Below are 22,112 nucleotides of genomic sequence, written 5' to 3'. Positions count from 1 at the left end.
CGTCCCCCCTGGACCAGCGAAGGACATCCCTCATCGAGGACTTCGCGCTCATCGGCGACATGCAGAGCGCCGCTCTGGTCGGCCTGAATGGATCGGTGGACTGGCTGTGCCTGCCCCGCTTCGATTCGCCCGCGATCTTCGCCGGCCTGCTCGGCAACGAGGACCACGGCTTCTGGCACATCGGTCCCGCCCACGCCGCCGACACCCCACCGCCGCCCGCCACCCGGCGCTGCTACCGAGGCGATTCCCTGATCCTGGAGTCCGAGTGGGACACACCCTGCGGAACTGTCCGGGTCATCGACTTCATGCCCCCGCGCGACGGCGCTCCCCAGCTGATCCGCATCGTGGAGGGCGTCTCGGGCTGCGTCCCGATGCGCTCGGCACTGCGCATGCGTTTCTCATACGGCCGGATCGTGCCGACGGTGCACCAACACAATGGGCGCACGGCGGCCGTGGCGGGCCCGGACTCGGTGTGGTTCGACACGGAGGCCGAGACCTACAGCGAGTCGCAGACGACCTATGCCGACTTCACGGTAGCGCCGGGTGACCGGGTCGCGTTCACCGTCTCGTGGCACCCCTCGCACAGAGAGCCGCCGACCGTGCCGGTGCCGGAGGCCTCGCTGGAGTCGACGGAGGACTTCTGGCTCGCGTGGATCGAGCACTGTACGTACGACGGGCCCTACCGCGAGGCGGTGGTCCGCTCTCTGATCACGCTCAAGGCCCTGACCTTCGCGTCGACCGGCGGCATCGTCGCGGCGCCGACCACCTCACTGCCTGAGGAGATCGGCGGCGTACGCAACTGGGACTACCGGTACGTGTGGCTGCGCGACGCCGCGCTCAGCGTCTCTTCCCTCGTACGCACCGGCTTCGGCGAGGAGGCTCGCGCCTGGCGCCAATGGCTGCTGCGCGCGGTCGCCGGCGATCCGGAGAACCTCCAGATCATGTACGGCGTCGCGGGCGAGCGCGACCTGGCCGAGGCCGAACTCGGCTGGCTCCCGGGCTACGAGAACTCAGCGCCCGTGCATGTCGGCAACGCCGCGGCGAATCAGCTCCAGCTGGATGTGTACGGCGAGGTGACCGACGCCTTGTATCTCGCCGGCCAGTCCGGCCTGGACTACGACCACCACACCAACCAGCTGCTCATCACCCTCGTCCGCTCCCTGGAGATCCAGTGGGACCAGCCGGACGAAGGGATCTGGGAAGTTCGAGGCCCGCGCCGCCACTTCGTCCATTCGAAGGTCATGGCCTGGACCGCCGTCGACCGCGCCGTCCGCCTCATCGAGGCCGGACACGCACACGGCCCAGTCGCCCGGTGGAGGAAGCTGCGCGCCGCGATCCACAAGGACGTGTGCGCGAAGGGTTTCGATGGTGAACGCAACACGTTCACCCAGTCCTACGGCTCCACGAGGCTGGACGCGGCGCTCCTGGTGATCCTGCAGGTTGGTTTCCTTCCTCCGGACGACAAGCGCGTGATCGGGACGGTCGAGGCGATCCAGCGCGAGCTGTCGACCAGGGACGGATTCCTGCTGCGCTATACAACCTCCGGATCACGTACCGGCGAGGACGGCCTGCCGGGTGACGAAGGTGCCTTCCTCGTCTGTTCCTTCTGGCTCGTCGACGCCCTAGCGAAGATCGGCCGCCTCGACGAGGCGCATGAGCTGTTCGACCGTCTCCTCCGCCTGCGCAACGACGTCGGCCTGCTGGCTGAAGAGTGGGACCCCCAACTCCAACGGCAGACCGGCAACTTCCCGCAGGCCTTCTCACACAGTGGACTCGTCGACGCCGCCCTGACCCTGAGCCGGTACTCCGGTGCACACACAGTCCGGGAAGTCCCAGCTCAGAGCACTACAGGACAGGACATCCAGCGTGGGACCACAGCACCCGGCGGAGCTCTCCTATGACCTTGCGCTACCTGGATGTCTGCTGCCTCCTGCTGACGCTGCTTCCGGGACTTCCCGTACCTCGCCGTCCGCCGCTCAGAATGGGCCCCTCAGAGGATCCCGCGCCCGACTCGGCTCACGGGGCCCCCGAGGCACCGAGTTCTGCCGTCGAGGCATCGCGGCGTACGCGGACCTCTCCATCAGCGCGATCCGTGGGGAAACCGGCCGCCCGCGCGGAGCGATCCGCAGACCCATCTCCCGTGCCGGTGCCGCGTCCGACGGCCTGCTACATCGACCAAATAGGGACGCTCCTTCAACCGCTTCTCCCTCCATCCTCGGACTCCAAAGAAATGGACACGGCTCCGGGAAGCGGGCCAGTGGAGCACGGAGGCGGAGCTTCCTCGATGCCCTCTGGTTGGAGCGACGCTGCGGAACGGCTGTACGCCCTCATCCGGTGGCGATGTCGCCACCCTCAGGACCTGTGGCTATGCCAACTCGAGCGGGAGCGGCCATGACGGCGAATGAGATCGGCGGGTCGGCTCACCTGAACGGGCTGACCGTGCAGGCGGGCACCGTGTCCGGCGGCGTCCACTACTACCGATCGGCGCGCCCCGTTCCGACGCCGTGTCAGCTTCCGCGGGTCCCTCGCCACTTCACCGACCGTAAGGAGGAGGTCCGTGCTCTGAACGTGACCCGCGACGGCGGGGCCAACCTTATGGTGCTCTGCGGGATCGCGGGGGTCGGCAAGAGCGCGCTCGCCGCCCGTTGGCTCCACGCCCACGGCTCCTACGGTGACGGGCAGTTGTACGCGGATCTGCAAACTCCGAAGGGGCCGACCCCACCGGAGATGGTTCTCCAGCAGTGGCTCCACGCGTTCGGTCTGGGGCAGCCGCCGGCGGATCTGCCGGAGCTGACTACGCTCTGGCGCTCGGTAACGGCCCGCCGGACCGTCGCGGTCCTGCTCGACAACGCCGTAGAGGCACCCTGGTCAGGCCCCTGTTGCCGTCCGGCGATTCCAGCATGACCGTCGTGACAAGTCGTTCCCGTTCCCATCTGTGGGAACTGGCCGTGGACGGCGCCGAGTTCCACCAGGTCGGCGCGTTCACGCCCAGTGCAGCACTCGACCTCCTGGCCCGGTTCGCGGGCCGGGCCCGGGTCACGGCAGAGCCCGATGCCGCCGCCCGTCTGACGCGGGCCTGCGCACATCTGGCGCTCCCGATCGTCCTGACCGGCGCTCGCCTTGCCACCCGCCCTCACATCAGCCTGTCGGCGGCTGCCGACGCTCTCACCCGTCGCACCGCCGAAGCCTCACACAACAAGGACCGCGCCCACATGGCCATGAATGCTGCACTGGACAAGAGCTACGCGAACCTGGAGGCGCCCGCGCAGCGCGTCTACCGGTTCCTCGGCTTGCTGCCTGTCAACGACATCGACCCCGACATGGTGGCCGCGGCCTGCCGCCTGCCGTGGGGCGACGCGGACTGGCTGCTCGAAGTCCTGGCCGACGAGCAGCTGCTGGAGGCGATCGAACCCCTTGAGGCTCGACCGGTGCGCTACCGGATGGGCACCGTCGTGGGCGACCACGCTCGCCGCCTGACCGAGCGGTACGACGACGGGCCGACCCGAGAGGGCGTACTGCGCCGGCTGAGCGATTGGATGCTGGAGATCGCCACGCGCGCCCAGATCCAGCTCACTCCCACTCAGGCCACGCTCCGTAAGGCGCAGGGGCTGCCGCCGGCGACCGCTCGTCCGCCTTTCGAGGGAGAGAAGGGGGCGTTGGCCTGGCTGGCGTCCCAGGCAGGGAACCTCCTCGGCGTCCTGCGGGCCGCGGAGGCTATGGGGTGGAACGAGCTCGCCTGGGAACTCGTCGATGCCTACTGGCCGCACTTTCACCGTACGCACCCCTACAGCCTGTGGATCGAGGCCCATCGGATCGGTGTCGCAGCGGCACGCCTGGCAGGCAACCGCGCGGCCGTACGGCAGATGCTCATCTCCGGCGCGATCGGTTTCAACGCGGCGGGCCGCTGGGACGACGCCATCAGCTGGTACGCCGACGCCCGCGAGACAGCGCGTGCAGAAGGGGACGTGCGCGACGAGGGGCAGGCGCTCCTCGGTATTGCTGCCTGTCATCTGGATGCCGGACGCCCTCAGGAGGCCGAACCTCACCTCGACGAGGCCATCGCGCGGTGGGACGACTGCTGCTACTCCCGCGGCATCGCCCTGGCCGTCACCGTACGCGGCGAGATCGCTCTCGCAGCGGATCAGCCCCATCGGGCCATGGAGCTGTTCGTACACGCGCGGGACGCCCTGTTGGCGGTGGACGACCCCTACGACGCCGCACGGGCCATGGCGCTGCACGGCCAGGCGCTCACGCTCACCGGAGACACCGCTGCTGGCATCCGCGAACTGGAGGACGCCCTGATGGTGCTCGCCGGTGCGGGCAGCACCCGATGGCGAGCCCGTGCCCTTGAACTGCTGGGTATGGCGTACCAGTTGCACGGAGACCGTGAAGCCGCCCGCCGCAGCTTCGTCCAGGCCAGGGAGCTGTACGCGGTGAACCGTCCCGTTGACGCAGCACGCGTCCGGGAGCTGGAGGCCGCACTGTGACGCTCCCGCCACCGAACCGCAGCGGCCTCCGGCCGGCCACGGCCTCTCAAGACCAACCATCTCACCTCTCCGCCGACGAACCAGCCCCACGCCCGGCGCCCGGCCCCGAGGCCGAGGCTGGGCACTCCGCCCGGATGGCCGACAGCACCGTGCCCGGGACGATGGTGCAGGCCGGCGCGCTGGAATCCCTTCTGGACGCCGCTTACTTGGCGCTCGCACGCCGTCTGTGGTCCGCCGTGCGCATGGTGAACGTGGCCGCCAAGGCCGGGGTGTCACGGCAGACGCTGTACAACGAGTTCGGCAGCAAGTGGGGGCTCGCTCGGGCCCTGGTTCGTCGGGAGGCCGACGCCTATCTCGCGGGCGTCGACCGCGCCCTGGCCGCGCACAGCGGCGAAATCGAGCGGCTGACCGCGACCGTCGAGTGGACGGTGTCGTCGGCGCGGGGCAACGCACTGGTTCGCGCCATGCTCACCGGCTGCTGGAGCGAGCGGCTGCCCTCGCCGACGCTCTCGGCGGTGCCCTCGTCCTCCGCGTTGCCCGCGCAGCGCCGCGCCGACGACCTCATGCCCTCACCCATCGACTTCGTGGCTCTAGTCCGCCACCTTGCGGTGGCCGTCCTCTCCACCCCCGGCACGCCCACGTCCGACACGGTGGAGGCGGCCCGCTCCTGCGAACTGGTCGTCCGGCTCGCCCTGTCCTGCGTCACGGCACCCCCGGGCGACGGCGGGGTCACGGAGCTGGTACGCAACGCCCTGCAACGCCAGCCGAGTCTGTGGGTCGGCCACGCGCACCGCGACCGCGGCAAGCCCGATGCCGCGCGCGAGTGCTCCCAGCTGGCCGCGGACCAGTACGCATCGATCCGCCCTGCCGACGCCGAGCGGGTGCAGGCCTTGGCGGGTGGCCTGTGACCGCAGACCACCCAGCGGCCGGTGACGGGCCTGCGCGCCGAACGAGGCTTTCACTCCCGCTCGGTGCGAACACCAGTAACACGATCTCGGACGGCACCTTCAATGGGCCAGTCGTGCAGGCAGGTGCCGTCCACGGCGGCGTCCACGTTTATGAGGCTGCCGTGCTCCCGCCCACTCCTCGGCAGTTGTTGGCGGTGCCCGCCACGTTCACTGACCGGGACGAGGACCTCAACTCCATAATCACCGGGCTCAGGGCGCTACCCGACTACGCCGTGCGCATCGTGGTGGTCAGCGGGCCCGGCGGCGTCGGCAAGACCACACTGGCGAACCGGCTGCTCCACCTGCTGGCCACCGAGTACGGCGGTGGCCAGCTCTACGCCGACCTACGCGGTTACGCCCCCGAGGGTCCAGCACGCACCAGCGAGGTCCTCTCCCGGTTCCTCCGCTGCCTGCGACCAGGAGCGCAGCCGGCCAGCACGGAGGAACTGGCCGCCTGGTGGCGGTCGGCCACCGCCTCACACGAGCGGCCGGCGAGCATCCTCCTCGACAACGCCCGCAACGCCACCCAGCTCCGGGCCCTCCTCCCGGGCGGGTCCGGTCACCTCGTCGTGGCGACCAGCCGCGACCTGCTGCCCGAACTGGCACCCGACGGCGCCGTACTGCACAGGTTGGGGCCCTTCGACCAGGTCGCCGCGCAGCAGTACCTCACCCGCTGCCTCGGTGAACAGCGCGTAGCGCGTGAACCCGGTGCTGCCGCCCAAATCACCCGCCTCTCCGCCGGCTCCCCCATGGCAATCGCGCTGACCGTGACCCAACTCGCTGCTGATCCTGCCCGAACCCTCGCTGAGGTGACGTCCATGACCGCCGACCGTGCTCCAGCAGACCGACCACATCGCCAGCTCACCCATCATCAGGAGGTGGCCGTGACCGAGGCCCTCGACCGCACCTACTGGTCGCTGCCCCGCGACGCCGCCGCCCCGGCTATCTACAGCCGCATGGCGTCGACGTTCGCCCTCGACTTCGATGTGCCGCTGACTGCCGCCGTCTGCAACCTGACAGGACCGGACGCCGAAGGCGCCCTGGAAACACTGCACGCGCTGCACCTCATCGAGCATGCCGGCGATGACAGCTCCCGCGGGCGCGTCTACCGGTTCCACGACATCGCCCGCGCGCACGCCCGCGCCCGGGCCACGAGGGAAGCAACCTTCGGGGAACCGGAGGAGATCCTGCAACGGGCTGTCGACTTCTACCTCGCAAACCTGAGCGAGGCCGAGCGAGTTCTGACGCCCACCCACCGCCCGCTGCGCCGCGACTACCTCTACTCGCCCACAGAGCCGATCGTGTTCGTCGACGACACCGCCGCCCTGACCTGGCTCTACGCCCACCGGCACAACCTGCTGCCTGCGATCCGCGCCGCGGCCGCCGCCGGCCTCGACAGATCCACGTGGCAACTGGCTCACGCCATCTGGCCGCTGCTTCGCTCGTCCCACGATTACGAGCTGTGGTCCGAGAGCCACGAACTCGGTCTCCAGGCCGCGCGCCGCTGCGGGGACCGTGAGGCGGAAGTCGAGATTCTCAGTACGTGGGGCGTCGGGCTACGCGGCGCCGGCAAGTTCGAGGACGCGGCCCGGACATTCACAGCCGTCCTGCAGCTCGCCCGAGAGGAGCAGGACCGGCGTGCCGAGTCCCAGGCTCTCCACGAGCTCGGAGCCGTGAACCTGCACGGCGGACGTCCCTCGGAGGCGGAGTCCTTCCTGCACCAGGCACGTGAGCAGCGCACGAAGCTGGGCCGCACTAGCGAATCTGAGCAGGATCGGCGCACGTACACGCGGGCCGTAGCGATCACCGACATCTGCCTGGGTCAGGCTCAACTCGAACTCGGGCGGCCTACCGAGGCGATCGAGACACTGACCGCCGCCCGTACGACGCTGCTGGACGTCCCAGACCCCTTCGATGCCGCCCGGGCGCTCGCTTGGCTCGCCCGAGCCCACGCCGCCGGGGGCGATCCGGCCACGGGCGAGGCCGACGGTCGCCGCGCCGTGGCCGAGTGCGACGCTGCTGGTTCGGCCCGCTGGAGTGCTCAGAGCAGGGTGCTGCTCGGCCACACCCACCGCGACAGCGGCCAACCCGGCCTGGCACGAGGTCTCTACGAAGAGGCCCTCGGCATCTACGCGGCCGTGAGCCGCCGTGATGAGGAACGCGTCCGTCGGCACCTGCAGGAGCTCTCATGATCGCCTACCCACCGCGATGGTCGCGTCCCGGGCGCCTGGTGGCGGCCCGCATTTCGGGCGTCGTCCCAAGGACGGGAATCGCCCAGAAGGTGACTGAACGCCAGTGGCGTCCGGCCGTCGCCCCAGCCACGTCTCGATCAGCACGCTCAGCGCCAGCCTCAGTATCCACCGAACCGCAGCACCAGACGGAGAGTCCCGAACACGTATGACCGCTTTGCCCACCGCTCATTCACCGTCCCGGCCAGGCACCGGGAGAACGACCCGTGCAGCAGGGCCCGTTTCCCGGTCGCGGGTCCATGTCCTGCTCCCTGACGCCCTGCAGTACCCGGACGTCAGCCGACACCCGGACTGGGGCCTGCCGGTGTACTACGGTCGGCGACTGCCGTCGGCTCTAGCCCGTTACGCGGCGGCGCCGCACTCGCTTGAGCGACTCGTCGAGGACCTTCTCAACGAAGCCCCTGCCGCAGCATCTGCCGCCGGTGGCCTGCGCCCTCAACTGAGACCTCATCAGATACCGCGCGTGAAGGCGATCCAGGACGCCCAGGTTGCCAAGGCCCCGGGGTTCCTGCTCGTGTCCCCGACCGGGTCGGGCAAGACGGCGATGGTTCTCACCGCGTTGAGCCGCCTACCCGTGGAACTGGTCCTGGTGATCACCACCTTGTCCATGGTCCCGGTATGGCAGCTGGCCATCGACTACTTCTGCGAGGCCGACCCCAAACGCCGCTGGGTGGTGACCAACCCAGAGAAGCTCGTGCGGTTGTTCGAGCATCCGCAACTGCGCCTGCATGACCTCCCTTCGGACGAGGCAGGCCGGTTCGCCGCGCAGTGGGGGGACTCACGGCTGTCCTGGGACGCGGTGGTCCTCGATGAGTCACAGATGGCCGCAGATCCGCAGTCCATCCGGTCGCGTCTGCTGTACCGGCTCACCCATCCCCAGGCCGGAAAGAAGCCGTTCTTCATTCCGACGAGCGCCACCCCGTTCTCCAAGCTCGCGGAAACCGCGTACGCGGCGGACTTGATCGCCCACGCCGCCCGAACCGCCCCGCCGCAGACCCTGGCCGGCACGGAGTACCTCGACTGGCTGCACGGCCTTCGCCTCACCCCGGGCAAGGGCAGAGCTGTTGCCGACCCCACGGAAAAGGTCAAGGCGCTGCTGTACCGCGGCGGTGTCGGCGCGAGCGCATCCCAGGAGGAGCTGGGGCTGCCACCACAGCACCGTGAGATCCACAGGATCCGTCTCACCGCGGAGGATCACGCCCACTACGAGGCGACGTGGGAGGAATTCCGCCGCCGCCACGGCCTGGAAGTGAGCGAAGACCTCGATGTGGAGACCGACCACCAGGCGAGCGCGCTCAGGCGGATCCAGAAGGCGTCACTGCTCAAAGCCCCCTACGTCGCCCGTCATGTCGCCGAGCTGGTCGGGCGCGGCTGCCAAGTCATCGTCCCCGCATGGTTCCTGGAGAACGTGGAACTTCTGACCGAGACCATCGCCGGCGAGCTCTACTCCCGCGGACTTCCCGACAAGGTGGTGGCGATCACCGGGGAGGCACCGGGCCTGCGCGAGCTGAAGCGCACAGCGTTCCAGGACGGCCGCGCGCTGGTGTGCGTCACGAACGTGGTCCAGGGCATGAACCTCCAGGCGTCCGAGGCCAATGTGGCCGGAACCGGACAGACGGCCACCGAGACGCCGAGGGTCACCGTGTTCGCGGACGTCCTGACCGGCGGAAAGAAGCTGCTTCAGGGCGAGGGACGGGGCCAGCGGGACGGTCAGGAGGCGCCTGCCCACTACCTCGTTGCCGAGGGGACTACCGAGACGATCTGGTTGGCCAATGCGCTGAGGGCCGTGGCCGGCACTCAGGAACTGACCCATGCTCCGGGCGACGCCGCCGCCCTGCACGCCCTGGCCGACCAACTGGACGACGAGGCGATCGCGACGTGAGCACGCTCCAGTCCGGCAGTTTCAGCCTGGCGACCCGGCCGTGGATCGACGTCGTCGACGACGCGGGGCGACCCGACACGATGGGCATCCGGCAGGTGCTCGAACGGGCGGACCGGCTGTACCTGGCGGCTGCGGATCCGCTGGTCTGGTCGGCGACCGTCCGACTGCTGACGGTCATCGCCTATCACGCCCAGTGCGGACCAAGGGATCACGACGCCTACGTGCGTCAGGTGCGCAACGGCATCGATCTGGAGTCGGCGCGGCGATGGGTGCGCGAACACGAGGAGGATCTGGATCTCTTCCATCCGCGCTGGCCGCTGTTCCAGGACGGGACTCTCCAGCACCTGGCCGATAGGCCCGAGGCGCGGCTGCCGGTGCTGTATCTGGATCCGGCCGCGGCGATCAGTCGACCGCTCCTGGTCGACCACCGCCCGCTGCATGCCTCGGTCCCGGTCAGCGCGCGCCGCGCCGCGCACCTGCTGCTGGTCCAGCAGATGTGGGCCACGGGAGGAAAAATCCGCTCGAAGCAGGCCGTGTACGGCATAGGGGCGGCGTTGGGCCGAGCCGCCGCCCCGACAGGCGGCGTGGTGTGGCATCCCGCAGGAACGGTCGCCGAGCAGCTGACCTGGCGGCTCATTCCGGTGCCCGGCGCTCTGGGACGCGCGTCCTTCACGCACACGCCGAGCGCCGGAACCGAGGAGATCCCGGTGGGCAGTGAACTGGATGGGATGACCTGGCAGCCGCGCCGGATGCTGCTGCTGCCCGAGGCCGACGGCACCGTCCGCCAGGTGCTCTTGACCCAGGGGTGGCGCATGAAGCACCCCGAGCTGAAAGGCAGTTCGGTAGCGACGCTCCCGGGCAACCGTGACCTGGTCGATGTGAAGGAGGGCCAGAAATTCACCAGCCACCAACTCACCAGCGACCAGGACCAGGCCCCCCTGCTGGAACGCTGGTGGCGTGCCCCCGAGGGCAGTTGGGCCCACGCCGTACGCCAAGCCGCCGTCCGGACCGGGCGAACGCCGGACGTCGTCGCGGTCGGCCTGGCCGTCCGGGACCACTCGGTGATCGCCCACCAGCGGCGGATCACGCTGCCGGCGACTCTGCTGGCCGACACGCGCAGTGCGGCCGCGGCCCACACGGTGATGCACTTCCGGCGCCAGGCGCGGACCGTCGCCCCCGACCGCCTCGCGGGCCGGGCCGTCGGCACGGTCCTGCCCCCCGGATTCGGGTCTGGCCTTCTGGACGATCAGCAGTTCCTCGACGCCAAGCCCCACGAGCAGGTTGCGCTGCTGTTCGCGGCGGCCTGCTCCACGACCGGGGCACAGGGCCGACGCCGGACGCTGCTGGCCGGCGCCGTCTCCCACCTGATAACCGGCGACTCCGAGGCAGTGCCGGAGAAGCCCGCGACGACCGAGCCTCCGACAGCGCCGTCCAGTCAGATGGAGCTGTTCTCTCTCGAACCCGACGTCCCGGGCAGTCCGGCTGGCGAAAGTGCCCGCGCCGACGTGGACGCCGACGACGACAGCTTCCTGTTCGTCACCGCCGCCAGCACGACTGCGGCACCCCCGATCCGGTCGAGGCGCCGCGGCGATCATCCTCTGGTCAGCGACGGGGAGACGGGGGAACTCGCCTTCACGCTGACGCGGCAGCTGGGGCGCTGGGACGCACACCCTCGCAGCCGGTACCTCCTGGCCCAACTGGGCACCTGGGCCGTCCGCCCCTCGCCGGACGCACAGGCCTACCGGCTGGTGACGCGCCTGATGCCCGACCATCTCCAGCACGCCGCCCTGCTTACTGCCGGTCTCTTCGCGATGCACCGGCGCAAGAACAGCCGTGCTGAACGCTACGGCGGCGCGCCTCTTGCACGGCTGATGCGGGCCTTCGGATCCGACGGATCCCCTCTGCGCGGCCCCGCCGACCTGCCCACCCGGGCCGCGGTCCTCAATCTCCTGCGCGCGCCCGACGCGCACGCCCTGCGCGTCCCGCTGGCCAGGATCATCCGCAAGGCCGCCCAACAGGATCTGACACCCCACTGGGGCCAGCTCTTCACCGATCTCGCCGAGTGGGGGCCCGACGTACGCCAGAAGTGGGCCGACCAGTTCTACACCGCCCGGCCCGCGAGCAGCCTCCCCGCCACCGTTGTTACCGCCAACCTCCCCCAGGATTCCGCTGCCTCATGACCGTTACAGCAACCGATCTGTCCCTGCCCGAGTCCGCCTACGCGCCGATCGATCTCAGCGCCCTGCCCGGGCCGTTCGTGGTCGTGCACTCCCTGACCACGTTGGTCGACGTGTGCCTCAACCGCGACATGATGGGCCTGCCAAAGTCCACGACGCTCGGCGGCGTCGAGCGCATGCGCGTGTCCGCGCAGTCCCTCACCCGTGCCGCGCGCGGCTTCACTCGTGACCGCAGCCAGACCGGTGTGCACGGCTTCAACACCCGCCTCCTTCCTGGCAAGACGGCCGAGCACCTGCGTGAGTGCGGCATCGACGGCGCCGACGCCCTCCCCGCGGCCGCTCTGATCGTCACCGCCGCCGGCCCCTCGATCGACCTCACACACCCCGACCGGACCCTGACATCCCTCTACGTCTCCTCCTCGGCTCCTGCGACCTTGGCAGAACTGGTTCTGGACCACTGGGACGACCTGGAGGACCCGCGCCTGGCTATGGAGAAGGCCGTCGCCGCAGCTGCGGCGACGGTCGCCGAGCCCGGGCGGAAACGCGCGCGCACCGCCGGCAAAGCCACGTCCAAGGGACAGGCGGACACCGTTCCTGTCGAGATCAGGTCCGCAGCACAGCAGACCCTCGCCCCCGGACTCGCCACCGATATCGCCCTCTTCGGACGCATGCTCCCCGAACTGCCCGAGGGCAAAGGCAATGTACGCTCCGCCGCGATGATGGCCCACGCCTTCACAGTCGACGCGAAAGAACTCGTCACCGACGACTTCGTCACCGCCGACGAGTGGGGCAGCGGCGGCGTCTTCAGCAATCTGGGCGAGCAGTACCTCAACTCCGGCACTCTCTACCGCTACGCGGCCCTCGACCGCAGACAGCTGCGCGCCAATCTGGCCGCCGCCAGCGCCGACACCGAGACCGTGGAGCGCATCGCGCAGCAGACCGAGCGGGACTGGACCACGGCGGTCGCCTATGCCCTGCCGGAGGCCAGGAGAACCCGCACCGGCTCGTGGGCCCCGCCGACCCTCGTCGTCGCGGCCACCACGCGCGCCCCGTACACAGCCGCAGGCGCCTTCGAAACGCCCATCCCCCCTCCCGCCGGCATCGCCGCCGCCACCCGGCTGACCGACTTCCTCGGCCGAGTCGGTCTGCACTCAGGGATAGGCCGATGGCTGCCCCCCGCCGGCGAACCGGCCCCCCGGCTCCCGCAGGGCATCACGTGGGAGGACCGACGACCGTGACCACCGTGCTGCTGCGTATGTCCGGTCCGCTCCAGTCCTACGGCACCACCTCGCGCTGGGAAGAGCGCGCCACCCTGCCCCGGCCGACCAAGAGCGCGGTCCTCGGCCTGCTCGCCAACGCCCTCGGCCCCGGCCACGGCCCGTCCCTGTTCGCCGACCTCGTCTTCACCGTGCGGTGCGACCGGCCAGGACACCTGGAGGAGGACGTCCAGACTGCCGGCGGCGGACACTTCGGCCAGCCGACCTCGCAGGCCGCCGCGGCGGGCGTCATACCCACCGACTCCTGGTACGGCGCCCCTCGCTACCCGTGCACCGCGCCCCTTGCCCCGAGAGCTGCGTCGTGGAAGCCCGCCGACCGGGGGACCGTGATGACGATCAAGCAGTACGTCGTCGATGCGAGCTTCCTGGTCGGATTCAGCGAGTGCACGCCCCAGCAGACCGACCTCATCACGACGGCGCTCGCCCAACCGTACGGACTGCTCTACCTGGGGCGCCGCTCCTGCCCGCCATCACGGCCGATCCTCTACGGCACGACCGCGAACGGAGCCGACACCTGGCCCGAGCGCGTTCCCCTCGTCCCGGAGGCCACCACCGCAACTCCCCAGGTTTGGAGACAAGGGCCGCCCGGGCCGGGCACGCACGCCGTCCCCGAGCAGTCCGCCATCGCCAGGGACGGCCAGGACTACCGCCTCCTGCACGTCCACTCCTACCTCGTCACCCCTCCGACTCCGACCACGCCTGCTGAGAGCACCCCGTGACCGCAGACCTCCGTACACCGACCGTGCCGGGCCTACGCACCTGGCGCACCGCCCTGACCCTGGCACCCGCCGAGAGCGACCGCTCCCGCGACGCTCACCACCTGTACGGCCTTGTCCTGAGCGGCTTCGGGGGCGCTACGCCCACGGGCCTGGGGTCCACCGGTCGGCCGGCTCACGTCCTGTTCGCACCCGCTCGTGAAGAACCTCCAGCTGCGGGCGGGAATGAACGGCCCGACGCCGGGCGCCCCGTGAAGGTCCTCGTGCAGTCCCCTCAACAGCCGAACTGGCAACCCCTCCTGGACGACGGCCGCCTCAGCGACGCCTACGCGTTCACCACGGAGTACACCTACCGTGCAGGACAGTCACTCCAGTTGCGCGTCATCGCCAATCCGAGCCGCAAACTCCGGTCCCCGACACGGCGAGTCAGTCTCACGGACCCCGCCCAGGTCAGAGCCTGGCTGCACCGGCGGCTCCTAGAGCACGGCCTGTCCACGGATGTCGACGACATTGCTGTTGGGCCGCCCCGCTGGATCGTCGGCACCAAGGGGTCCGGCGACCGCTTCCAGCTCGTGACCAGGACTCTCCAGGCCGGTGCGACCGTCCTTGACGCCGCCCTGGTTCACGATCTTCTCCGCGACGGGCTCGGGCAAGGTAAATCCTACGGATGTGGACTCGTGCTAACCCACACCAACCTGCCCGCAGAACAGTAAGATGACGGTGCACCGCGCGGGACGCCCTGGAGCGTCCTGTTCGCGGTTGCCTCTCTACCTCTCTCCACTTCTCACGTGGAGCTGGCACCACCGATGCACCGAACATAGGGGATATCTACATACCTCTCCACCCTCCGTGGAGCTCCCCCCGGACACAAGTGCGGCAACCTCCGGTTCGGTAGCGAGGCGTACGACACTCCACCGACAGCCCGCGCCCAGCGGACCAGCTTCAGAGCCTTCCTGCCCCCATGCGCACGGCGCGGTCCTCGACTGGGGCGGTCCCGGTGAGTGCAACGCACCTCGCTTCGTCCTTGGAGATGTCGTCACGGGCAAGCGGATTGATCTGCGCGAAGGCCTTCTGGAGTACGTGAGTGCGCTCATCGCACTGGTGCGAGGCAGGGCATTCGCCCGCGGTCCGCAGACCTCGGCGGCCAGCCGGACCTCCGGGGTGTGCCCGGTGTCAGCCCGGGCTCCGCATCACCACACGGAGGGCAGAGTGCAGAAGCACGCGGATGACATGCACCTCGTCGTCATGAACCTCAAGAACGACGGCGGCCCCAACATCAAGCGCCGGCGCCTGCCCGAGCGGTGGCACCGGGCGTACGAGGGCATTCTGGCGCCTTTGGACCCTGACCTCGTCGCCGTGACCGAGTTCACCCACTCCCAGACCCGGGTCGGTGCCACCTGGGCCGAGAAGCGGGCCGCCAACCGAAGGTTCAAGGCGGCCCAACACGTCCTCAAGAGCCACGGATTCCGGGCCGAGAAGGGCCAAGGACGCAACTCGACCGGCATGTTCGTACGCAAGGGCTCCTTCATCCTCGACCCGGAGCCTCAGCGCCACTACACCAAGGTGTACCGGACACCGCCCACGCACGTCGTGATGCGCCTGCCCGAGGTGCCCCACATGCGGATCAACGCGGTGTCCCACCACGCGCCGTACTGCAACCCGCCCCAGCAGCTCATCGAGGGGTACGAACTCACGTCCGTCGTGGACAAAGTCAAGGGCCACCACGGCGATGATCCCGACCCTGCATGGGCCGCAACGTGGCTGTTCGGCGACTTGAACCAAGCCCCCTGGGGGCCGACACCCGGCATCCGCTGGAACTCCCCCGACGTCACGGACGTCGTGCACCGCTGTCACCGGGCCCGCAAGCAGTCGAGCGGACCTCATGGCTCATGGGTGAGCGACATGTCCGTCGACGAGCTGATGATGGACTGCGGCATGCACGATGCCGCCCGGTTCGCCGCGCTGCGCCACGACCAGCCCGACGCACTGGACCCGACGGCCGGATTCGCCCCCAGCGCCCGCGGCCAGGGTGGACTGTGCCGGATCGACCGGGGCTACTTCGACGGCTGGTCGGTCCAGGCCGTCAGGCACGTGCACGTGCTGGACATGACAGGGATCAGCGATCACCACGTCGTACTCATCGTCCTGTCGCGCTCCAAACTCATCGAGGCTCTCCTGCGCGAGTTCCCCTCGCTGGACCGCTGGGCGCTGGCCTCGTGAACCCAGGACCAGTGACGTTGCTCCTTCGCCGTCCGACGGCGCCCGCGCCTCCTGCGAAGCACGGCTCAGTCGTACTTCCACTGTGTCCCGGTCCCTCGGTACTCCTGGACCGGGATCGGGACGACGCCGGGGCGCATGCGCTCGCGGTAGAGCACACCGGCAAGGTGGTCAACCTCGTGTCCGACGAGGCGGGCCATTCCCAGAGTGAAGCGGGACAGCCTCGTGCTGCCGTCGAGGTCGCAGTGGGCGACGACGATGCTGAGGGGACGGGGCACGCGGCCTCGGACGTCGAAGAAGCTGAGGCAGCCCTCGAACTGCTCGTCCTGGTCGGCGGAGGCCTCCTCGATGGTGGCGTTCAACAGCACCACCGGCTCGGCGTCGGGCTCCGGCGGGACGACCACTGCAGCAGAACGGTCGATGCCCACCTGAGGGGCGGCAATGCCCATGCCCTTGCCGAACGTGTGCAACTCCCGTACCCGGCCGATGGCTTCGAGGAGTTCACCGACGATGCGCTGGGCTTCGTCGGCCTCGGACGGCAGGTCGAACGGGCGGACGGGGCGGACGAGTCCGGGGGCGCCTTCCTGGACGATGCCGGCGTTCGCCATGGCCTGGCTCGCGGAGAGGGTGTTCACAGGGACGTTCTCTTTCGTGTCGGGGTCGGCCTTGAGACGCCACTCCAGACGGAAGCGGGCGTGCAGGGGTGGATCCATCGTGGCCCAGCTGAAGACCGTCCGATCCCCTCGCACAGTGCGCTCGGGCGGCGTGCGCAGCGGCGCGAAGTCCGCGCTCAGGGACGTCTCCGTCCCCCAGACCGCCGGCTCGGTCGCAGTAGGGAAGGCGACTTCCACCGACAGGCGCCGGGTCGGCAGACGGACGGCCCGCTGGAACCAAGGACCCCATTTGTCGGCGCTGACGCTGTAGGAGTAGGTGATCTCCGCTTCCTGGCCTGGGTAGAGGGGGAAGCGGCTGGTGGAGTTGCGGAACTGAATCCAGACCTCTTTGAACGCGTCTTTGTCGTGTTTGACGGTCCACCCCATGGGCTCGTCGCCGCAGTGGGCTTCAAGACCGAGTTCGTCCCAGGTCAGCGGATTGCGCCGGTAGAGGACGTTGGAGCGCTCCGGTTCGGAGGGATAGCGGTCCACGGCGATGCGCACGAGGTAGCTGGTGATCGGCTCGGTGCCGTCGTTGCGCAGCAGCCGCCACATCTTCAGGTGGAAGGTGCTGCCGTCGAAATCCAGGGCCGCATCGTCCTCCAGGACCAGCAGCCCTGTGCTGGAAGAGGACTCGGTCGGCTCAGCCATTGGTGGTGGCGCGTCGTTTTCCTGCCATGCCTTCCACAGGGCGCCGCCAGCGTCGAGTTCCTTGTCAACACGGCGTGCCAGGGTCGCGCTTCCGTGCTCGCGACCGGATTCGAGGTGGCTGATGTACGAGGGGTCGACGTGGAGTCGCTCCGCCAGAGCTCGCTTGGACAGACTGCGCACGGTACGCCAATGCGTGAGTGCCGCGGCAAACGTTCCGCGCTCATCGCTCTCCAAGACGCCGGTCCTTTCCGGGAGTTCGGCAAGATCGTGAGTGAGTGCCTCTCACCATCGCCTCATCCTGCCCGGCGGGAGCTCAATGGTGCCAGGCGGCGGTCGCGGTCGCGACGGTCACCGCGCCCGCCGCCCTACACCTGCCTCTATGGCGCCCTGACCCGATTGGCGGCTTATCACCGTGAGGCCGAACCGCCTCATCAGGCTCATTGGCCCGGTATCCGAAGGGTTCATGGATGAAGACTGGACATACACCACGTCATGCCGTGGTGATCGTCTCCGGCGGGCTGGACAGCACCGCCGCGGCGTACCTCATGGCGTCCCAAGGCGCCCGCGTCAGCCTGCTGTCCTTCGACTACGGCCAGCGCCACCGCAAGGAACTGGAGAGCGCCGCAGACATCGCCCGCCTCCTCGGCGCGTCCCACGACATCGTCGACCTCACCAGCGTCGGCCGGCTGCTGGGCGGATCGGCGCTCACCGATTCCACAGTGGCCGTCCCGGACGGCCACTACAGCGATGAGTCCATGCGCTCGACCGTGGTGGCCAACCGGAACGCGATCATGCTGGAAATCGGTGTCGGCGCCGCTGTTGCGGCGGGAGCGGACGCGGTCGTCTTCGGAGCGCACGCCGGGGACCACGTCATCTACCCCGACTGCCGCCCGGAGTTCGTCGCCCGGCTCACCGCATCGGTGCTGACCGCCAACGAGGGATTCCTGGCCAACGGCTTCCAGCTCCTGGCACCGTTCCTTCACGCCACGAAGGCGGACATCGTGGCGACGGCAGCCGCGCTGAACGTCCCGTTCGAGCGGACGTGGTCCTGCTACAAGGGCAATGAGCTCCACTGCGGCACCTGTGGCACCTGCACGGAGCGGATCGAAGCGTTCACCCTCGCCGGAGCCCCTGATCCCACCGTGTACGCGTCCCGCGAGCAGATGGGGGCGGGCCAGTGACCTCTGCCGCGCCCTTCCTCATCGGCAAGATGTTCCGCTTCGACGCCACGCGGATCGTCGACGGCGCGTACGACGGCCATTCCTTCGTCGCGGAGGCCGTGCTGGCGGCCGAGGAGCTCACCCCGGTGGGGTTCGTGGCCGACTTTCGCGACCTGGATGCTCTCAAGAAGTACATCGGCACGGCCCTGGACCACCGGGAGCTCAGCAGCGTCCTCGACGACGCGAGCGACGCGGCGATCGCCAGCCACCTCTACCAGTGGAGTGCCGCTCACCTGCCGGATCGAGCGCGCGCCTGCTTGATCGAGATCCGAGTCCGCACCGGCCGCGCCACGGCAGCGGACAGCTCCGCCGAAGTGAGGTTCGAGGCCACCCACAGACTGGACGGTCTGGAGGACGGCCACCCCTGCGGGCGGGAGCACGGCCACTCCTACACGGTGACCGGCGCCGCCGAGTCCGAAGGGGCCGCGGTGCCCGACGACCTCGGCGACTACATCCGGTCCTCGCTGGACGGGGCGTTCCTCAACGACGTCCTGCCGTTCAATCCCACTTCCGAGTTGCTCGCCCAACACCTCGGGAGTCGGCTCCGCGACCGTCAACTGCCCAGTTCACCGGGGCACATGGCGGTGCGCGTGTCCGAGACCGAGACGACCTGGGCCGAATTCCACGTGAGGACGATATGACCCCCACCCTCCTGCCGATCGCACCCGCTTCCCGTCCTGTGAAGGTCGCCGAGACGTTCTCCGGCACCGTGCAGGGCGAAGGGCCGAGCACCGGGCACCCCGCCGCCTTCATCCGGTTCTCCGGCTGCAACCTGACCTGCGGCCGGGGCCCGGAAGCCGGTCCGAGCAGCAAGACGCCCTGGAACTGCGACACCCCCTACACCTGGGACACCACCCAGTTCGACCTCACCGAGGAGTCGCGTCGGGAGGAGGTCGAGGACCTGGTGACGTGGGCGTTGGCTCGTCCCGAGGAGCTGATCGTCATCACCGGCGGGGAGCCCCTGCTGCAGGCCGTCGTGGTGCCGCTGGTCCAGCTTCTGCGTCAGGGCGGCAAGCGGGTGGAGATCGAGACCAACGGCACCATCGCCCCGGCCGCCGAACTCGTCGCGGCCGGCGCGGACTTCAACGTGTCGCCGAAGCTCAGCAACTCCGGCGTGGCCGAGGACAAGCGGATCGTACCGGAGGCGCTGCGGGCCTTCGCCGCCAGCGGGCGGGCCCGGTTCAAGTTCGTCGTCCAGGACGTCGCCGATCTCGAAGAGATCCGTGTCCTGGAACGGGAGTACGGGCTGGCCCCGATCTGGGTCATGCCGGAGGGCACGACGAAGGAGGTCGTCCTGGCGGGGATGCGCGCCGTCGTCGACGAGGTCGTCGCCCGGGGATGGCGGCTGGGCACCCGCCTGCACGTCTTCCTTTGGGGGGACGGGCGTGGCAAGTGACACCGCGTCCTCCGTTCAGCTGCACGGCGCGCTGAGCGTCGGACCGCCGCCCGCCGCGGCGACGGGTAGGGCCCGGGGGCTGGTGATCGTCGGCTGCTCGCGCCGGAAGCTGGACACGGTGAATCCTGTGCCGGCCCTGGATCTCTACCAGGGCTGGTGCGTGCCCCAGCTGCGGCAGCGGGTCGGCGCGGACCCGGACTCCCGGGCGCGCAGCCTGGTCCTTTCCGCCCGCCACGGTTTGGTGGGCGCGGACACACCGCTCACTCCGTACGAACAGCCGCTGACGCCGCGGCGCGCGGCGGAGTTACGCGAGCCTGTGCGCGCGACGTTGCGTGAGCACCTGGAGGCGTACCCCGCCGAGCAGGCACTTCTGCTGCTGGAACCCGCCTACCTGGACCTGATGGGGCTCGTGCCGGTGCCGGTGGTGCACACGATCACCGACCCGGTCGGCTACTGGGATGCCGCCGCCGCTGTGCTGGACGGCTGGGGGTGGCCGCGCGAGATGGCCTCCGCCACGGGACGGATCTTCCGGGGCAAGCGCGTCTGGCACCTCGATGAGGACGCCTTCGCCGCCGCCGCGGCGCTGCTGGCCTGGTACGAGTACACCTTTCAACCGGATCTCGTGATCGGACTGGCCCGTGGCGGCGTGCCGCTCGCCCGCCGGATCGGGGACCAACTCGGCCTGCCGGTCGCCGAGGTCACCGCCCGGCACAACACCTCGGACGCCATCGGCGTCCAGGTCACCGGCACCGTCGAACTCGACGAAGCACGGCTCGTCCAAGCCGTCGGCCGGGCCCGGTCCGTGCTGGTCATCGACGACATCTGCGGCTCCGGCGCGACCCTGCGCGCGGTGACCGACGTTCTCCGGCACAACACGGGCGCAGCCGTGCGTACCGCCGTGCTGTGCCGCAACGCCGGCGCGGCGTTCCCCGTCAACACCTGGGTCTGGGACGTCGCGGACTGGGTCTGCTTCCCCTGGGAAGACACCGCCGCGCCCGCGGATAGCACGCCGTTGCCCCTGCCGTACCAGCTGCCGACTTCCATGGAGGACCGATGAGCAAGATCGCCTTTGTCCTGTTCTCGTACGGCCCCAACGAGCCGGCCGGCTACGAGCGCAGCGTCGGCGCGCTCGCCCAAGGGTGCCGCGAACTGGGCATCACCCCGCTGATCGTCACCTCGGGCCCGGCCGAGACGGGGGACGAGCGGTATCCGGAGATGGTGCGGCTGCGGTCGCTGACGCTGCCGCGTCCCATCCTCAAGCCCGCGATCCTGGCCGCGCTGGAGGACCCCGAGCCGGTCCGGGCCGAGCTGCGTCAGCTGCTGTCCGAGGACGACGTACGGCTCGTGGTGTGGGTGGACGCCCTGTACGGGCTCGGCTACCTGGACGCGGCACCTCCCGGCGTGCCGAGCGTGCTCCAGGTCCACAAGGTCCGCGCCGACGCCTACTTCGACCAGGCCGTCGACGCCGCCGGCGGCGTCGCGCCCATCAGCCCGTTCATGGAGCTGGAGGCACAGCGGGAGGGCTACGACACGTCGACCTGGGAGGTGATCCCCAACGCGCTGCTGTCGACCGCACAGCCGGTCCCGGCCGCCGAGCGGGAGCGGCTGCGTACAGGAGGGCCGATCCGGATCGTCTCGCGCGCCGAACCGTACAAGGGCCTGGCCGAGTTACTGAAGGCGCTGCCCGAGGACTGGGACCGGCCGGTGGAACTGGTGCTGGCGAAGGCCGGGTTCGAGTACTGGCCAGGCATGCAGCAGGAGGTCTTCGACGCCGTGCACGCGGCGGCGGCCAAGCGTCCGGACGTGGTCCGTGTCCTGGATGCCCTGCCGTGGGACGAGGTGCAGGACTTCTTCTCCGGTGCCGCCGCGACTGTCATCGCCTCCTACGAGCCCGAGACGTTCTGCAACGCGGCCGCCGAGGCGATGTCCACCGGGGCGCCGGTGGTCGGATTCGGCATCGGGAACCTGCCCTTCCTCGTGTCGGAGGGAGGCGTCATGGTACCGCTGGACGCCAGCTGCCCGGGCCTGTGGGCCGAGCTCACCGCCCTCCTGGCCGACTCGGAGCGGTACCACGCGATCTCGCACAACGCGCCGCTGCGGACGGCCTCGCACGCTCCCGCCGACGTCGTACGGGGGCTCCTCGCCGCTGCGGGCGTGCCCCCTGCGCCCTGATCCGGCAGTGCAGCCGCGCCCGATGGGCGTGGCCCCGTTTCCTTCCCACGGAAAGAGGAGGGCCTTCG

16 protein-coding genes and 1 pseudogene are annotated in these 22,112 nt (G+C 69.7%); 16 read left to right on the top strand and 1 reads right to left on the bottom strand.

Annotated features, from left to right (window positions below; translation table 11 throughout):
- Positions 1-32: 32 nt before the first annotated feature.
- The 11 genes and pseudogenes from ACZ5VQ_RS38680 to ACZ5VQ_RS38630 all read left to right on the top strand — a co-directional run bounded on the left by ACZ5VQ_RS38680 (position 33) and on the right by ACZ5VQ_RS38630 (position 15,955).
- Complete coding sequence (locus tag ACZ5VQ_RS38680) at positions 33-1,901, top strand: glycoside hydrolase family 15 protein (protein WP_469109232.1); 1,869 nt, start codon at positions 33-35, stop codon at positions 1,899-1,901.
- A 490-nt stretch (positions 1,902-2,391) separates the two neighbouring features.
- The gene (locus tag ACZ5VQ_RS38675) at positions 2,392-2,904 is read left to right on the top strand and encodes an AAA family ATPase (protein ID WP_469109080.1); all 513 of its coding nucleotides are present in this window, start codon (positions 2,392-2,394) and stop codon (positions 2,902-2,904) included.
- Positions 2,905-2,909: 5 nt separating this feature from the next.
- The gene (locus ACZ5VQ_RS38670) at positions 2,910-4,487 is read left to right on the top strand and encodes a tetratricopeptide repeat protein (protein ID WP_469109079.1); all 1,578 of its coding nucleotides are present in this window, start codon (positions 2,910-2,912) and stop codon (positions 4,485-4,487) included.
- A 161-nt stretch (positions 4,488-4,648) separates the two neighbouring features.
- Positions 4,649-5,251, top strand: a pseudogene (locus ACZ5VQ_RS38665) (TetR/AcrR family transcriptional regulator); the annotation flags it as partial.
- 257 nt (positions 5,252-5,508) lie between these two features.
- Entirely contained in the window at positions 5,509-7,626 is a 2,118-nt protein-coding gene (locus ACZ5VQ_RS38660; protein ID WP_469109078.1) for a tetratricopeptide repeat protein, read from the top strand.
- Between the two features lie 520 nt (positions 7,627-8,146).
- The gene (locus ACZ5VQ_RS38655; protein ID WP_469109077.1) at positions 8,147-9,565 is read left to right on the top strand and encodes a DEAD/DEAH box helicase family protein; all 1,419 of its coding nucleotides are present in this window, start codon (positions 8,147-8,149) and stop codon (positions 9,563-9,565) included.
- Entirely contained in the window at positions 9,562-11,745 is a 2,184-nt protein-coding gene (locus tag ACZ5VQ_RS38650; RefSeq protein ID WP_469109076.1) for a type I-E CRISPR-associated protein Cse1/CasA, read from the top strand. Before ACZ5VQ_RS38655 ends, ACZ5VQ_RS38650 begins: the two co-directional genes overlap by 4 nt.
- Positions 11,742-12,980 carry a type I-E CRISPR-associated protein Cas7/Cse4/CasC gene (locus ACZ5VQ_RS38645; RefSeq protein WP_469109075.1) on the top strand — a complete coding sequence of 413 codons (1,239 nt, stop codon included), beginning with the start codon at positions 11,742-11,744 and terminating at the stop codon, positions 12,978-12,980. Before ACZ5VQ_RS38650 ends, ACZ5VQ_RS38645 begins: the two co-directional genes overlap by 4 nt.
- Positions 12,977-13,738, top strand: a complete 762-nt coding sequence (cas5, locus tag ACZ5VQ_RS38640) for a CRISPR-associated protein Cas5 (RefSeq protein ID WP_469109074.1) — start codon at positions 12,977-12,979, stop codon at positions 13,736-13,738. The genes ACZ5VQ_RS38645 and cas5 overlap by 4 nt, the downstream gene beginning before the upstream one ends.
- On the top strand, positions 13,735-14,448 hold the full coding sequence (locus tag ACZ5VQ_RS38635; protein ID WP_469109073.1) for a type I-E CRISPR-associated protein Cas6/Cse3/CasE: 714 nt from the start codon (positions 13,735-13,737) through the stop codon (positions 14,446-14,448). The genes cas5 and ACZ5VQ_RS38635 overlap by 4 nt, the downstream gene beginning before the upstream one ends.
- A 496-nt stretch (positions 14,449-14,944) precedes the next feature.
- Positions 14,945-15,955: an endonuclease/exonuclease/phosphatase family protein gene (locus ACZ5VQ_RS38630; RefSeq protein ID WP_469109072.1), complete on the top strand. Its 1,011-nt coding sequence runs from the start codon at positions 14,945-14,947 to the stop codon at positions 15,953-15,955.
- Between the two features lie 65 nt (positions 15,956-16,020).
- Here the strand turns inward: ACZ5VQ_RS38630 and ACZ5VQ_RS38625 are convergent, their stop codons facing one another.
- A complete protein-coding gene (locus ACZ5VQ_RS38625) occupies positions 16,021-17,490 on the bottom strand; it encodes a peptide deformylase (protein ID WP_469109071.1) in 1,470 nt (489 codons plus the stop codon).
- A gap of 233 nt (positions 17,491-17,723) precedes the next feature.
- On the opposite strand from ACZ5VQ_RS38625, the gene queC reads away from it, so the two are divergent.
- The 5 genes from queC to ACZ5VQ_RS38600 are packed head-to-tail and all read left to right on the top strand — an operon-like array spanning position 17,724 to position 22,044.
- Positions 17,724-18,437 (top strand): 7-cyano-7-deazaguanine synthase QueC, encoded by a 714-nt coding sequence (gene queC, locus ACZ5VQ_RS38620; RefSeq protein ID WP_469109070.1) that lies wholly within the window; start codon positions 17,724-17,726, stop codon positions 18,435-18,437.
- On the top strand, positions 18,434-19,117 hold the full coding sequence (locus ACZ5VQ_RS38615; RefSeq protein WP_469109069.1) for a 6-pyruvoyl trahydropterin synthase family protein: 684 nt from the start codon (positions 18,434-18,436) through the stop codon (positions 19,115-19,117). Before queC ends, ACZ5VQ_RS38615 begins: the two co-directional genes overlap by 4 nt.
- The gene (locus ACZ5VQ_RS38610) at positions 19,114-19,872 is read left to right on the top strand and encodes a 7-carboxy-7-deazaguanine synthase QueE (RefSeq protein ID WP_469109068.1); all 759 of its coding nucleotides are present in this window, start codon (positions 19,114-19,116) and stop codon (positions 19,870-19,872) included. The genes ACZ5VQ_RS38615 and ACZ5VQ_RS38610 overlap by 4 nt, the downstream gene beginning before the upstream one ends.
- Entirely contained in the window at positions 19,862-20,929 is a 1,068-nt protein-coding gene (locus tag ACZ5VQ_RS38605; RefSeq protein WP_469109067.1) for a phosphoribosyltransferase, read from the top strand. Before ACZ5VQ_RS38610 ends, ACZ5VQ_RS38605 begins: the two co-directional genes overlap by 11 nt.
- On the top strand, positions 20,926-22,044 hold the full coding sequence (locus ACZ5VQ_RS38600; RefSeq protein WP_469109066.1) for a glycosyltransferase family 4 protein: 1,119 nt from the start codon (positions 20,926-20,928) through the stop codon (positions 22,042-22,044). Before ACZ5VQ_RS38605 ends, ACZ5VQ_RS38600 begins: the two co-directional genes overlap by 4 nt.
- Positions 22,045-22,112: the final 68 nt, after the last annotated feature.

This window comes from Streptomyces sp. NPDC033178 (assembly GCF_055577685.1).
The sequence above is the reverse complement of the archived record's forward strand: the minus strand, read 5'-3'. Positions and strand labels throughout refer to the sequence as shown.

What these genes read in the sequence shown, in the direction of transcription:
- ACZ5VQ_RS38675 (WP_469109080.1), top strand. Translation starts at nt 2,392, where the DNA reads ATGACGGCGAATGAGATCGGCGGGTCGGCTCACCTGAACGGGCTGACC.
- ACZ5VQ_RS38610 (WP_469109068.1), top strand. Translation starts at nt 19,114, where the DNA reads ATGACCCCCACCCTCCTGCCGATCGCACCCGCTTCCCGTCCTGTGAAG.
- ACZ5VQ_RS38645 (WP_469109075.1), top strand. Translation starts at nt 11,742, where the DNA reads ATGACCGTTACAGCAACCGATCTGTCCCTGCCCGAGTCCGCCTACGCG.
- queC (WP_469109070.1), top strand. Translation starts at nt 17,724, where the DNA reads ATGAAGACTGGACATACACCACGTCATGCCGTGGTGATCGTCTCCGGC.
- ACZ5VQ_RS38600 (WP_469109066.1), top strand. Translation starts at nt 20,926, where the DNA reads ATGAGCAAGATCGCCTTTGTCCTGTTCTCGTACGGCCCCAACGAGCCG.